Origin of the sequence: Clostridium beijerinckii HUN142 (assembly GCF_000621745.1) — a bacterium.
Taxonomy (GTDB): domain Bacteria; phylum Bacillota; class Clostridia; order Clostridiales; family Clostridiaceae; genus Clostridium; species Clostridium beijerinckii_A.
The window spans coordinates 302,798-317,278 of the sequence record NZ_KK211337.1; the positions used below are offsets into that span (position 1 = coordinate 302,798).

12 protein-coding genes are annotated in these 14,481 nt (G+C 29.7%); 8 read left to right on the forward strand and 4 right to left on the reverse strand.

Annotation, left to right across the window (positions count from 1 at the left end; all coding sequences use genetic code 11):
• Window position 1: 1 nt before the first annotated feature.
• Complete coding sequence (gene ade, locus T483_RS0125085) at window positions 2–1,771, reverse strand: adenine deaminase (RefSeq protein WP_026889299.1); 1,770 nt, start codon at window positions 1,769–1,771, stop codon at window positions 2–4.
• Between the two features lie 258 nt (window positions 1,772–2,029).
• Window positions 2,030–3,088, reverse strand: a complete 1,059-nt coding sequence (locus T483_RS0125090) for a lactonase family protein (protein ID WP_035790576.1) — start codon at window positions 3,086–3,088, stop codon at window positions 2,030–2,032.
• A 560-nt stretch (window positions 3,089–3,648) separates the two neighbouring features.
• Here T483_RS0125090 and metA point away from each other — a divergent pair.
• Together metA and T483_RS0125100 are read left to right on the forward strand one after the other, a co-directional pair.
• Entirely contained in the window at window positions 3,649–4,563 is a 915-nt protein-coding gene (gene metA, locus T483_RS0125095) for a homoserine O-acetyltransferase MetA (RefSeq protein WP_026889301.1), read from the forward strand.
• A gap of 397 nt (window positions 4,564–4,960) precedes the next feature.
• Window positions 4,961–5,569: a DUF2238 domain-containing protein gene (locus T483_RS0125100; RefSeq protein WP_026889302.1), complete on the forward strand. Its 609-nt coding sequence runs from the start codon at window positions 4,961–4,963 to the stop codon at window positions 5,567–5,569.
• 39 nt (window positions 5,570–5,608) lie between these two features.
• On the opposite strand, the gene T483_RS0125105 is transcribed toward T483_RS0125100, so the two are convergent.
• Together T483_RS0125105 and T483_RS0125110 are read right to left on the reverse strand one after the other, a co-directional pair.
• Complete coding sequence (locus T483_RS0125105; RefSeq protein ID WP_026889303.1) at window positions 5,609–5,875, reverse strand: DUF1294 domain-containing protein; 267 nt, start codon at window positions 5,873–5,875, stop codon at window positions 5,609–5,611.
• Between the two features lie 142 nt (window positions 5,876–6,017).
• A complete protein-coding gene (locus tag T483_RS0125110; protein WP_026889304.1) occupies window positions 6,018–6,659 on the reverse strand; it encodes an undecaprenyl diphosphate synthase family protein in 642 nt (213 codons plus the stop codon).
• Between the two features lie 977 nt (window positions 6,660–7,636).
• Between T483_RS0125110 and hemA the strand changes: the two genes are divergently transcribed.
• The 6 genes from hemA to hemL all read left to right on the forward strand — a co-directional run bounded on the left by hemA (window position 7,637) and on the right by hemL (window position 14,480).
• On the forward strand, window positions 7,637–8,842 hold the full coding sequence (gene hemA, locus T483_RS0125115; protein ID WP_026889305.1) for a glutamyl-tRNA reductase: 1,206 nt from the start codon (window positions 7,637–7,639) through the stop codon (window positions 8,840–8,842).
• The gene (locus tag T483_RS0125120) at window positions 8,800–9,480 is read left to right on the forward strand and encodes an NAD(P)-dependent oxidoreductase (protein ID WP_026889306.1); all 681 of its coding nucleotides are present in this window, start codon (window positions 8,800–8,802) and stop codon (window positions 9,478–9,480) included. The genes hemA and T483_RS0125120 overlap by 43 nt, the downstream gene beginning before the upstream one ends.
• A 43-nt stretch (window positions 9,481–9,523) precedes the next feature.
• Window positions 9,524–10,399, forward strand: a complete 876-nt coding sequence (hemC, locus tag T483_RS0125125) for a hydroxymethylbilane synthase (protein ID WP_026889307.1) — start codon at window positions 9,524–9,526, stop codon at window positions 10,397–10,399.
• 12 nt (window positions 10,400–10,411) lie between these two features.
• Window positions 10,412–11,875: a uroporphyrinogen-III C-methyltransferase gene (gene cobA, locus T483_RS0125130; protein ID WP_026889308.1), complete on the forward strand. Its 1,464-nt coding sequence runs from the start codon at window positions 10,412–10,414 to the stop codon at window positions 11,873–11,875.
• Between the two features lie 97 nt (window positions 11,876–11,972).
• A complete protein-coding gene (gene hemB, locus T483_RS0125135; protein ID WP_026889309.1) occupies window positions 11,973–12,938 on the forward strand; it encodes a porphobilinogen synthase in 966 nt (321 codons plus the stop codon).
• Window positions 12,939–13,184: 246 nt separating this feature from the next.
• On the forward strand, window positions 13,185–14,480 hold the full coding sequence (gene hemL, locus T483_RS0125140; RefSeq protein ID WP_026889310.1) for a glutamate-1-semialdehyde 2,1-aminomutase: 1,296 nt from the start codon (window positions 13,185–13,187) through the stop codon (window positions 14,478–14,480).
• Window position 14,481 lies beyond the last annotated feature (1 nt).

The following is a 14,481-nucleotide window of genomic DNA, read 5'->3' on the forward strand; positions in this document are numbered from 1 at the left end:
ACTATTCAAATATATCAATAAATTTAAAATTAATGACATCAAATAAGCCTTTATCTGTAATTTTTAAATCTGGTATTACTGGTAAGGATAAAAACGATAATGTTAAAAATGGATTGAAATCAATGTTTGGAGCTATAATTTTGATAGCCGAATGAAGATTTTCTAAATCAAGCTCAATTTCACCATATGTTCTATTCGTCATAAGCCCGCCAATTTCAAGTTGAATATGAGCAAGAATAATCTCATCTCTAACTACAATTATACCGCCACCCATTCGTTCTAATTCTTTAGCAGCAAACAGCATATCTCTATCATTTGCCCCAGCAAGTATTAAATTATGAGAATCATGAGCAATGGTAGTTGCAATTGCACCTTCTAAAATCCCTAAACCTTTTAATATTCCAAGCCCCAAATTGCCAGAAGCCTTATGCCGTTCAATAACTGCAATTTTTGCTAAGTCATCTTTAGGTGAGGAGTTGAAAAATTTAGAATTATTATCTTTCATTGAACTAATATCTGAGATATTGAGCTTTAGGTGAATACTTTCTAATTTATTTGGAATTATCTCGATTGCATTTAATCTGTTTACATCTTTATTTGGTATATTAATTTTGAAACTATCTTCAGTTAAATGTGGGAGATTTATGGAATTACAAAAATCATCAATATTTGTGTTTTTTACTAAACCTCTATCAAAATTAACAAGTTCATTATCACTTACAACTAATTTACCTTCTTTATAAACTTGAGCTATTTTAAATTCTTCTAAGTTATCTAATAATATAAAATCTGCAATATATCCAGGAGCAATTGCTCCCTTGTTGCTTAGTTTATATAAGAGTGATGGGTTAATTGTTGCCATTTGAATAGCTGTTTCGGGCTTTAAGTTAGAATTATTTATAGTATAAATAATTGAGCTGTTAATTGAGCCATTAGCAGCAATATCATCAATATGTTTATCATCAGTGCAGAAGCAAAATCTATTACTATTAGATTCATTAACTGCAGGTAATAATTCCTTTAAGTTTTTTGCAACAGTACCTTCTCTAATTAGAATATACATACCGCGTCGGATCTTATCAAGAGCTTCTTCGGCATTATTGCATTCGTGATCAGTTAAAATGTTAGCAGCTCTATAGGTGTTTGTCATCATAGATGTAAAGCCAGCTCCATGACCATCAATAACTTTATTACTGATAATTGAATCATATATCTTATCAATTATTTTCTCATCACACTCTGAGACGGAAGGATAATCCATGACTTCAGCTAACCCCAAAACTTTATCATTTTTATAAAAATCTTTTAAATCCCTAGAGAGCAAAGTTGCACCAGAGCTTTCAAAGCTGGTACCAGGAACACAGGATGGAAGCATAAAATATATATCAAATGAGATATTTTGTGAAGAATTAAGCATGAAATTTATACCTGCAGTTCCCATAACATTTGAAATTTCATGGGGATCTGCAATAACAGATGTGATTCCGTTTAATAATGCTAGTTTGCTGTATTCAACAGGTGTGACCAAACTCGATTCTATATGGCAATGAGAATCAATAAGTCCAGGACAAATATATTTGTTAGTGCCATCTACAATTCCATATCCATCATAGTCACCAATACCTATAATATACCCATCTTTAACACCAATATTATCTATGAATCTATTCTTATTAAAAACATCAATTATGGTAACATTTTTAATTACGAGATCACATTTTATGCTTCCATTAGAAGCTTTGATATGATTTATTAATGTATCTTTATTCAAATAAAATTCCTCCTTATTACGCATTTTTATTAGTTATATTCACTGTATCTAAAAAATATATTGCCTTATTATAATTGAAATTTGTGAATATTGTCAAAAGTAAAAATGTTTACAAATAAAAAAATATATTTTCATCTTTTGATAACGTTTGAATATAGGAGTTTTTATACATAATATGGAGATAAAGAAGTTAGGTGCATATTATAAATTTAGATTATAATATGCGCCTAACTTTTATTTGTATAATTAACTATTTGATTAAATAAATTCTATACACGTTGGAGTTGGGACATTTTCAGATGCCATAAAAGTTAACTCTCCTGTTATTGAATTAATGGAAAATATAGATATATTATTAGAATTTTCATTTGCACAAAGTAGGAATTTACCAGATGGATCCAATTGGAAATCTCTAGGAGAATCCCCGTTGCAAGAAATAGTATTTACATACTTTAGCTTTCCATTATCTGAATTTATATGGAATAAACTTAAAGAATTATTTCCTCTGTCAGAGGTATAAAGAAATTTATTGTTCTTGTGTATACGAATTGCTGAGCCGGACTTTTTCCCTTCGTGATCTTGTGGTAATGAACTTAGAGTTTGAATATTTTCAAAAGTAATCTTTGATTTTGTTTTATAATCAAAAACAAAAATTTCCGAAGTTAATTCGCTCAAAACGTAATAGAAGGGTTTTCCATTAGTGCTAGTAATATGTCTTGGTCCTGTTCCCGCAGGAAAGGTATAATTTAGATCTTCATTTTGATAGAGCTTTCCGTCTTTCACTGAAGAAACTATCAGTTTATCAATCCCCAAATCAATAGATAGAATGTATTTCTCATCATGAGTAAACATTGAACAATGGATATGAGGCTTTTCTTGTCTTAAATGGTTTATACTAGAGCCATTGTGACTTCCAAGCATAGGAGAATTTAAAATTAAGCCATCTAAAGTACTATATACAAACATTTTATTTTCATGATAGTTTGAAGAAATTAAAATTTCATGGCTTTTGTTTAGACTTACATGACAAGGTGGTTTTTCTTCAGAAAGATTAGAGTTTATTAAGTGCAGTTTATTATCTTCCTTCCAATATTTAAACGAAGATACCCCAGCTTTTTCCCCAACTTTACATGTTGAGTAAAGAATGTGCCTTTCTCTATCAAGAGTTAAATATGTAGGATTTTCTATATTATAAGCTAAATTGATATTTTCGATATTACCTGAAATTGTATCAAAATTAATTCTATAGATTCCTTTACTTTCATTTTTGGTATAAGTTCCAATAAATCCAACTGAAATATTTTCTTTTATTACCATTATACATGCCCCCTTTTATTGTATATTTATTAGTATAGCATAAACAGAAGTGAAAAATATTTATGAAATTTTATTAAGATCTATTGATTTTAATCATTTAATTATGGTAGTGGAAAAAATAAAAAAGATTAATAATTGTGTATAATTATTAATATCAAAATATAACCAAATAGCAGTAAGTTTTTGTAAATAAGTAATTATAAACATTATAAACTGCAAATAGAATAATTTTATAATTTATGGTATTATACATACAAAAGTTTAATAATAGATAGTGATTCTGGTTTATAGGCTGAATATCTATGGTTATTAATTATTTTTATGAAACTAAACAACAAAACTATATAAATTGGTTTAAAGAATTCGTGTTATATTTTTAGAGTTTAAGCTTGTGAAATTAATAGTAATATAAATGCATTATTTAAGCTTACATAATTTGATTATTATATTTAGTTTTATAATGTTGATAAGAAGCTGAATTTTGATATAATAATATTTATATACAAAAATAATTAAATAATAATTTTAAATAAGCAATAATCAAATTGGGGGGAACAACGATGCCAATAAAAATTCCTATAGAATTACCTGCATTTCAGGTTTTATCTGATGAAAACATATTCGTAATGAATAATGAGAGGGCTAACACTCAAGACATAAGACCGCTAAGAATAGCAATTCTTAATTTAATGCCAAAAAAAATAGTAACAGAAAATCAATTGTTAAGGTATTTATCTAATACACCGTTACAAGTAGAAGTAAGACTTATACAGACTAAGAGTTACACTTCTCATAATACACCATCGGAGCATCTAAATAAATTTTATAGCTATTTTGATGATATAAAAAAAGAAAAATTTGATGGACTTATAATAACTGGAGCGCCAGTTGAACAAATGGCTTTTGAAGATGTTACATACTGGAAAGAGCTTACCGAAATAATGGAATGGAGCAAGACTCATGTATTTTCAACATTCTATATTTGCTGGGGGGCACAGGCTGGGCTATATTATCACTATAATATACCTAAATATGATTTAGATGAAAAAATGTTTGGGGTGTTCTCACATTGGGTGAATGATGAGAAAGCTGATTTGACAAGAGGATTAGATGATGTATTTTATGCACCTCACTCTAGGCATACTGAAGTCAAACGCGAAGATATAGAAAAGGTTTCAAATCTTGAAATTTTATCTGAATCTGAGGAAGCTGGGGTATTTATAGTTGCCACGAAAGATAGGAGAAATGTGTTTGTAACTGGACATATGGAATATGATAGAAATACATTGATGGATGAGTATATAAGAGATAAGGAAAAAGGCGATGAAATATCTGTACCTAAAAATTATTTCAAAAATGATGATATAAATCAAAAACCATTGTATATATGGAGAGGTCCTGCTAGTATAGTTTTTGGAAATTGGTTGAATTATTGCGTATATCAAAATACACCTTTTGATCTTAACACTCTTTAGAAATTTTATAGACAAATAAAAAGTTCTTAACTCACATATAATTTAATAGAAGGCGAGTTTTTTATGCTTTGGTTGCATAATGTAACATTAGGCATAATCAAAAAAATAACAAGTTCATCTGTCAAGCCTATTTTCTATTATGCCGCGTTAGTAGATTGCTCTAATAGGCTTGCTATGAGATCAATCTACTTCCTTGCCTAATAAAAAATAATCATGGCATTTTGAACTTGTTATTTTCTTTCATATGCCTACATAAAAAATGCTCGCTATTTTTAATTAGCTCGCTAGAGTTTTCTAACATATGCGTAAAAAGACAGATGAGTAAAAATATCCATCTCCACAGTCAACTGCGATTTTGTTCTTAGATCTTGAAAATCATATATATAAGGAGGTATTAATGAAACAAAAGAATTTTCATTTAATATTGCTATTAAGTATATCTGTAATTCTGGTTACATCAGGAATAAATCCTCATGATAGATTCACGTGGTTTTTAGAGGTTTTTCCGGCAGTAATAGGAATTATAGTTTTAATAACTACTTATAATAAATTCATATTTGCTAACTTAACTTATATTCTTATTTGGTTTCATGCAGTCATATTAATAGTGGGGGGGCATTATACCTATGCGGAAATGCCTTTGTTTAATTGGCTAAGAGATACTTTTGACTTGAGTAGAAACTATTATGATAGATTTGGACACTTTGCACAAGGATTTATACCAGCAATAATTATTAGAGAAATTCTAATAAGAAAAAAGATTGCTAAAAACATAGCATGGACAAATTTCATTACAGTATCAATTTGCCTTGCTATTAGTGCTTCATATGAAATAATAGAATTTATTGTCGCAGTAATTACTGGTGAAAGTGCAACAGCCTTTTTAGGAACGCAGGGAGATGTTTGGGATACGCAGTGGGATATGATTTTTGCGCTTTTTGGCTCAATTGTTTCGGTATTAACGCTAGGAAAATATCATGAGAATTTATTAAAGAACAAGCAATAATACTTTGCCCAATAGAATTCAAATGTCAAATGCACTATTTTAATAATTTAAATATAGTACAACTAGGAAAATTTGCATAAGAAGTATGAAGGGAACTCCAATTGTGAACTTCTTATGCTTTGTTTTATGCCTAAAACTAGACATTCCAATAAGCATACCAATAGAGCCGCCCAAAATAGAAATACCTATAAGAGTTTTTTCGGGTATTCTCCATTCTTTATGAATAGCTCTTTGTTTATCTATAAACATAATAAGAAAGCCTAGAAGGTTGATAACTAATAAGTATGTAAATACAACTTTTAACATAAATTTCACTCCAATATATCATTAAATACAAATTTAATATTAATGATAACATAATTTATACAGGAGTACAAAATATAGAAATATGAAATAAAAGAAGTTGGATTCACAGAATTTTAATACTGCTTATTTTAAATTCATGTCATTAGCCACCTAAAGTTACATCTTGCTCATTATACCAAGATAAAGCATTATAAAAGTCTTCTTTTTTAAAATCAGGCCAGTAATTATCTAAAATATAAAAATCTGAGTAAACAGATTGAACTGGTAATAAGCCGCTTAATCTTCTTCGCCCACCCCATCTAAGTATGAGATCTATTCTAGAAATATCTTTTGATTGTAAGCATGGTTGAATATGTTTTTTTGATATATCTGCGCCTTTTAGTAAATTCAAATCCCATTCCCAACCGTAATTAATTAAAAAGTTTGCTTTTATTCCGCCTAAACCAAATTTCTTTCTTTTGGTGAAGGGCAATAGTTCTTTTGGGAAGCAGCTAGACGCAGTATTACCTAAGACTAATATTTCGCAATCCTCTTTGGTTAAAAGCATAACTGAATCAATACAAGCTTTAGTAAATGCTACTTTTTGCTCGCTAGGACGTTTGGTATTGTCAATTGTGAATCCATAAAAGGTTACTTCCTGAATATTTTCCTTTTGGCATAATTTAAAGACCTCAAGTCCTGGATTTATTCCGTGATCATAGCCTTTATCTTTGCTTAATGAGTTAGATAAAGCCCAACGTCGATTTCCATCAGGAATGATGCCTATGTGTTTCGGGATTCGCATAATTTTGTTCACCTCTCAAATTTGATATTGCTTTTAAGAGTATAACCCAATTAATCCAAAAAAATACACACCTATGAAAAAAGCGCGAAGCGCAACCAAGAACTTAAATGAAAAAAGCGCGCACATGTGAAAAGAGTGCGAAGCACAATTCGGAACTTTAAGTGTAGCAACGAACTTTAAAAAATAAAAACCCTAAGCATAAGTTTAGGGGATCATATGCTTAGGGCAAGTCATTAATGTATAAACGACTTTTATTAATTAATAAGGGGTAAATAATAATTAACTACTTTATGATATTAGTATAATCCTGAAATGTGTCAAAAATATGTCAGAAATAAAAAATATATATGTTGCAATAACAAACGTACATTTAAATTCTAGTAATCTAAGTCTAAGTGTTCAATTAGGACAAATTAATGTAGAAACTAAATTGCAGAGTATGTATTTAATTAATACAATAATATTTATAAAGAGTTGTATTCTTAGGAACTATGAACTATACACGTTAGATAATCTGATTATAAATATTTGATAATTAATTGCAAATTAAATGTTTTTTGAGCGAAAATAGTATATACTAAAATATTAGTAGAACAAGATACTTATCTAAGTTTAGAAATTTTTTAGATTAATGTTATGTTAATGAACTCTAAGGAATATATCCTGGTTAGAATTTTATTAGATAAAGAGTAAGAAAAATATTTTTCATTACTATATTATTCAGAGTTAATCTATAATTCTGATAAGAATTACTTGGAAAAAACAATCCCTATCTGATAAACTTAAGTGAGAGTTCAAATGTATCATTTGGCAACTCGAACTTACTCAGCGAACGAATGTGAGTCGAGTTTCAGCTAATGAGTCCAAAAGTGAAGATCCAAATTTTACATTTGGTTACTGAACTTTCTCTTTGTGAGAATGTAACATTTGGAAACAAAGAGAAAAGGTAAATTAAAAAGTATGTGAGGTGGCAATACGTGATAGGCTTAATAGGCATAAGAAAAAATACTCCATTAGAAATTAGAGAAAAATTTATAGTTAAGTCTAAAAGATATGACGAATATTTTCGAGAATTACTTAAGGAATTAAATGAGGTAGTTATTTTAGCTACATGTAATAGAACAGAAATTTATTTTAATGCTTCTTTAAATGAAGAAGAATTATTAAAAAAGATTTTTGATATTTTTAAATGGGATTACGAATATAAAAAATATGTTTTCATAACTAATAGTAAGGATGCTTATAGGCATTTGTTTGAAGTTTGCTCCGGATTTCATTCGAAAATATTAGGAGAGGATCAAATTCTAGGGCAAGTTAAGGATGCTTATGAAGAGGCTTTAGAATTTAAAGCTGTTTCATTAGAATTGCATAGATTATTTCAGGAAGCTATTACTTGTGGAAAGCGATTCAGAAAAGAAGCTAAGTTATTTGAAATTCCAGTATCATCTTCTTCTATAGTAGTTAATGAGGCTATTAATCATAAATGCACTAAATTTATGGTTTTAGGTTATGGAGAAGTTGGACAGCTTGTAATGAAATATTTGCTTTCGCATAAAATCGAAACTGTCTACTTGGTCGTTAGAAATCCTAGAATAAAAGATGAAATGCAGGATGAACGAGTAAAAGTAATTACTTTTGAAGAAAAGAATAAATATATTAATAGTATAGAATGTATAATAAGCTGTACTTCAGCACCACATCCAGTTGTAAAAGCAGAAGATATTAGTGAAAGCGGAAATAGGTTAGTAATCTATGATTTATCAGTTCCAAGAGATGTGGAAAAAGAAGTAGCGTTATTATCTAGGACTGAGGTTTATAATATTGATACAATAAGTCGTATAGATGATGAAAATAAAAAATTAAGAAAAGACAAGATGGAAGAAAATAGACATATAATGAATAAATATCTAAAGGAATATGATGAATGGTTAAAATTAAGAAGTATTTCTCATGTAATCAAAAACTTAAAAACTGTTGGAAATGATGTTTACGAGAAAAGAGTTCAAACTTTTTCACATAAAAGCAAAGATAAAAATGATATTGCTTTAGCACATAAATTAATTAAAAGTACATCTGATTTTTACATAAATAGAGCAATTGAAGTTATTAAAGAAGAGACTCTAAAAGGATGTGGTGAAGAATGGATAGGAATAATAGAGAAAATATTTATGACGAAGGAATAGAGTATTCCTATATCTCATTAATTTCTAAAAAACTAAGAGTTGGAATAGTTGGTGGAGGTAAAGCAGGTACAATAAAAGCACGGCATTTTGTAAAAAACAAATGCTATGTTGAGGTAATATCTAAAACTTTTGATAAGGAATTAACTGAACTCTCTAAAGCCTTTTCAGAAAGACTTAAGCTTATAGCTGGAGATTTTTGCTATGAATTTTTAAAAGATAAGCATCTTATAATTATTGCATTAGATGATGAAAATTTAAAAAACATAACAAAGAAATACTGTGAAGAGAACTATAAGATATATATAGATTCATCTGATTTTATAAGTGGAATGGGAGTTATTCCGATTCAAAGAAGTGCAGAAAATGCAGTATTTGCATTAAATACCAAGTATGGAAATCCAAAAGGGGCAGTTTTACTTTCTAATAAAGTAGAAGAGACCATAAAAGAATATGATGAATTTATTAAATACATAGGATTAATACGAAATAAAGCAAAATCATTTCCAGAGTTTAAAGTGCAAATAACTTCGTTTATTGGGAATGATGAGTTTAAGAAATCTTTTGATAAGGGTGAAGCTGAAAAAGCATTGAGGAGCAGATTTTCAAAGGAAATTGTAGATTATTTAATTAATTTTTAAATGAGTTTGTAGGTAAATGAATTTTGGAGGTAGGATTAAATTAATGAATAAATTGACTATAGCAACAAGAAAAAGTAAGTTGGCTCAAACGCAAACAGAAATAATAATGAGAAGTTTAAAGGATAAATTTAATATAGATAGTGAAAAAATGCTTATTGTTACGGAAGGGGATAGAAAATTAGATGTTTCTTTGGCAAAGATAGGCGGAAAGGGATTATTCGTAAAAGATATAGAGATTGCACTTTTAGAAAAAAGAGCTGATGGCGCAGTTCATAGTATGAAGGATGTACCTTATGAATTGAGTCATGAATTTGAAATAGCAGCTATAACAGAAAGAGAAGATATAAGGGATGTATTAATTTCTAAAGATAATATACCATTTAAAGAACTTAGGAAAGGTGCAACCATCGGAACTAGCAGTATAAGAAGAGCTTGCCAGTTAAAGTTTCTGCGAAATGATTTGGAGATAGTTTCAATCAGAGGAAATGTTCAAACTAGATTAGAGAAAATGAAAAGTCAGAATTTAGATGGTATTATACTAGCTTCAGCAGGATTAAAGAGATTAAATGAAGAAGGTATAATTACTGAGTATTTTGACCCTAAAGTATTTATACCAGCAGTTGCGCAAGGAGCACTGGGAATTGAATGCTTGAAAACTAGTGATGCTAAAAAATATTTTGAAAAACTAGAAGATTCAAACGCAAAATTAACTGTTGAAGCTGAACGAAGCTTTATGAGAATGCTAAACGGTGATTGTCATAGCCTTATTGGAGCTTATTCAGAAATTCAGGGTAATGATCTATATATGATTGGTATATATGACATAGGCGGAAGAATAGTTAAAAAAGATATTTTAGGAAATAAGAACAATCATATTGAAGTTGGAAGAAAATTGGCGAGTAAGATATTAGAGATATAGGAGAGTCAGAGTATGAGTAAAGTATATATAATAGGCACAGGCCCAGGAGATGAAGAGTTATTAACATTAAAGGCTGTAAAAGTATTAAAAAGATGTACAGCTGTTCTTTATGATAGATTAGTTTCAAATAATGTTTTAAATTATTTAGAGCCAAATTGTGAAATTTATTATTGTGGAAAGGAACCAGGAGCTCATTCTAAAACTCAAGAAGAAATTAATGAACTTTTAGTTAAGCTTGCAAAAGACGGGCATACAGTTGGAAGAATTAAAGGTGGAGACCCGTATGTTTTTGGAAGAGGCGGAGAAGAAGTATTGGCTTTAGTCAATGAAAATATAGACTTTGAGGTGATACCAGGGATAACATCTCCTATTGCAGTATTAAATTATGCGGGAATACCAATAACTCACAGGAAGATAGCACAAAGTTTTCATGTTATAACAGGAAAATCTGCGCAAGATTTAAATGTGAATTTTAAGGCATTAGCTAAAGAAGAAGGTACATTAGTATTTATGATGGGATTAAGTAATTTAGATAATATAGTTGATGAGCTTATTAATAATGGGAAAGAATCAACTTTTCCATGTGCAGTAGTGATGAGAGGTACTTCAGCTAAGCAAAAAAAGGTAGTAGGAACGCTTGAGAATATTGCACAAAAAGTAAAAGAAGCTAAATTACAATCTCCATGTATAATTGTTGTTGGTGAAGTTGTAAACTTAAACAAGGATTTGAACTGGTATGAAAATAAACCTTTGTTTGGAAAGAATATATGTATTACAAGATCAAGGAGACAATCTGAGAAATTAAAAAATAAATTGGTTGACTTAGGAGCGGAAGTTACAAGTTTTAATTCTATTAAGATAAAAAGCAGTGCAGAGAACTTAAATGATTATATAGATAAGATAGAAAATTATGATCATATAGTATTTACTTCAGTTAATAGTGTAGAAATATTTTTTGATTACTTTATTGAAAAAGATTATGATATAAGAAGAATTAAGGCTAAAATATCTGCAATAGGAGCTGCTACCGCAAATTCTTTAAAACAAAGAGGAATTATCTGTTTTGCAAAGGCCAGAGAATTTGTTGGTGAAGGTTTAGTTAGCATATTAAAACCTCATTTGAAAGATAACCAAACTCTACTTTTGCCGTGTTCTGCAAAAAGTAGGAAATATATTTATGAAGAACTAACAAATTGTGGTGCAATTGTAGATAAAGTATATATATATGATACGGTTTGTGGATCAGTAGTTAATAAGAGATCTTTTGATGAAGTTGACATAGTATTCTTCACAAGTCCGTCAACAGTTGAAAACATGATTGATATGTTAGGTATTGAGGAAATTAAGAAAAAGCAGGTTATAGCTATAGGACCAAAGACTAATGAACCTTTAGAAAAGTATGGAATAAAAGCATACGTATGTAAAGAACACTCAGAGGAAGGGTTTCTGAAAGAGATAGAAAATTTACTGCAATAGAGGAAATAGATTTTTAAAATGATTAATATATAAATTTAGATAGTAAATAAAATGAGTGACATCTTTGAAGATGGCTAAAATAATGGAGGAGTTTGTTATGATTAAAAGAGGTAGAAGACTTAGAGTTAATACTGCCATTAGAGATATGGTAAGAGAAACAAGTTTAGATTCAAAGGATTTTATTTATCCAATTTTTGTTGTTGAGGGAGACAATATAAAAAATGAAATTTCATCATTGCCAGGCGTTTATCATTATTCAGTTGATAGACTGTATGAAGTAGTTGAAGAAGTTAGAGAAGCTAATATTTCTGGAGTATTACTTTTTGGAATTCCAAACCATAAAGATGAGTGCGGTTCTGAAAGTTATAATGATAATGGAATTGTTCAACAGGCAATAAGAGAAATAAAGAAGCTTGATAAAGAATTGCTTATTATTACTGATGTCTGTATGTGTGAATACACTTCGCATGGACACTGTGGAATAATCCATGATGAATATGTAGATAATGATGAAACATTAGAATATTTAAGTAAAATAGCAGTATCACATGCAAAGGCAGGTGCAGATATTATAGCTCCTTCAGACATGATGGATGGAAGAATTGGATCATTAAGAAGTGCATTAGATGAGAATAACTTTAAGAATGTTAGCATAATGAGTTATTCTGCTAAATATTGCTCAGCTTTTTATGGACCATTCAGAGATGCGGCAAATTCAGCTCCACAATTTGGAGATAGAAAGACATATCAAATGGATCCAGGAAATAGAATGGAAGCCATTCGTGAAACGCAAATGGATGTAGAAGAAGGAGCGGATTTTATCATGGTTAAGCCAGCACTTTCTTACCTAGACATAATAAGAGATTGTAAAGAAAACTTCAATCTTCCTCTTGTAGCTTATAATGTAAGTGGTGAGTATGCTATGATTAAAGCAGCTGGAAAGCTTGGTGTTATTGATGAAGAAAGAGTGATGATGGAAACTTTAACATCGATTAAGAGAGCAGGAGCAGATATAATTATCACTTATCATGCATTAGAGGCAGCAAAAGTTTTAAAAAGATAAAAGATAGTAATTTAAAAAATATATATTGCAAAAATAATCCTTCATCATAATTCTAATAATATCACAAGAATTTTAACCGTAATTGTGAATTGTGAATTGTGAAATGTGCATTGTGGATTGCAACGTATATATTTAAATATATAAATTTTTTACAATTTAAATATAATAATATGTAAATATGAAACAATAAAAATATAAACATATATAAATATTTATAGATTTTATGCGGGCTAAGGAGGAGTTAATTTGAAAAACGTTGATATTTTTAAAGAATCAGAGGAATATATGCCTGGTGGAGTTAATAGTCCGGTTAGAGCTTTTAAGGGAGTTAATTTAAACCCGCCTGTTATAAAGAGCGGAAAAGGTGTAATAATCAAAGATGAAGAAGATAATGAATATATAGACTTCGTATTAGCGTGGGGACCATTAATTCTAGGACATTGTGATGATGACGTTGTAGGAGCAATTAAAGAAGTTAGTTCAATGGCATTGGCTTTTGGTGCACCAACAAAATTAGAATTAGATTTGGCAAAATTTATGTGCACTAATCTGGATAATGTTGAGATGATTAGGATGGTCAATTCCGGAACAGAAGCTACTATGAGCGCAGTTAAACTTGCAAGGGGATATACAAAAAGAAAAAGAATTGTTAAATTTGCAGGCTGCTACCATGGACATTTTGATGGGTTTCTAATTGAAGCCGGATCAGGAGTAATGACAGGAGGAATACCAGGTTCCCTAGGGGTACCAAATGAAAGCATAGAAAATACGTTAATTGGTATATATAATGATAAGGAACAAATTACAGAATTATTTAAAAAATATGGTAGTGAAATTGCTGGGGTTATTATTGAGCCAGTGGCTGGAAATATGGGAGTAATAAAGGCAGAAAATGACTTTATGGAAACCTTAAGAGAACTTTGCAATCAGTATGGTTCACTATTGATATTTGATGAAGTAATGAGTGGATTTAGAGTGGCATTTAAAGGAGCACAATCACTATTTAACGTTAAGCCAGATTTAGTTACGTATGCTAAGATTATGGGTGGTGGACTTCCATGCGGTGCATATGGTGGAAGAAAAGAAATAATGAAGAATCTATCACCTTTAGGCGGAGTTTATCAAGCTGGAACCATGTCAGGCAATCCAATTGTTATGGCAGCAGGTATCGCAACTTTAAATAAGTTGAAAAATAATCAGAACTATTATGATCATATTGAAAATATAGGAGCTAGGCTTGAAGATGGTATAATAAGTATATCAAAAAAATATAATCTTCCAGTGGTAATGAATAGAGTTGGAGGAATGATGACTTTATTCTTTAATGATTTAAAAGAAGTTAGAACTTATGATGACGTTAAGAAATGTGATGTAAATAGATTTAATAGATATTTTGAACATATGCTAAAATCAGGATTTAATTTACCTCCGTCACAATTTGAAGCATTATTTCTAAGTGTACAACATAAGGAAAGTCATATAGATGCTTTCTTAAAAGCATTTGAAGAATTTGCATCAAATGAAAATAAAATGAGTTTATAAT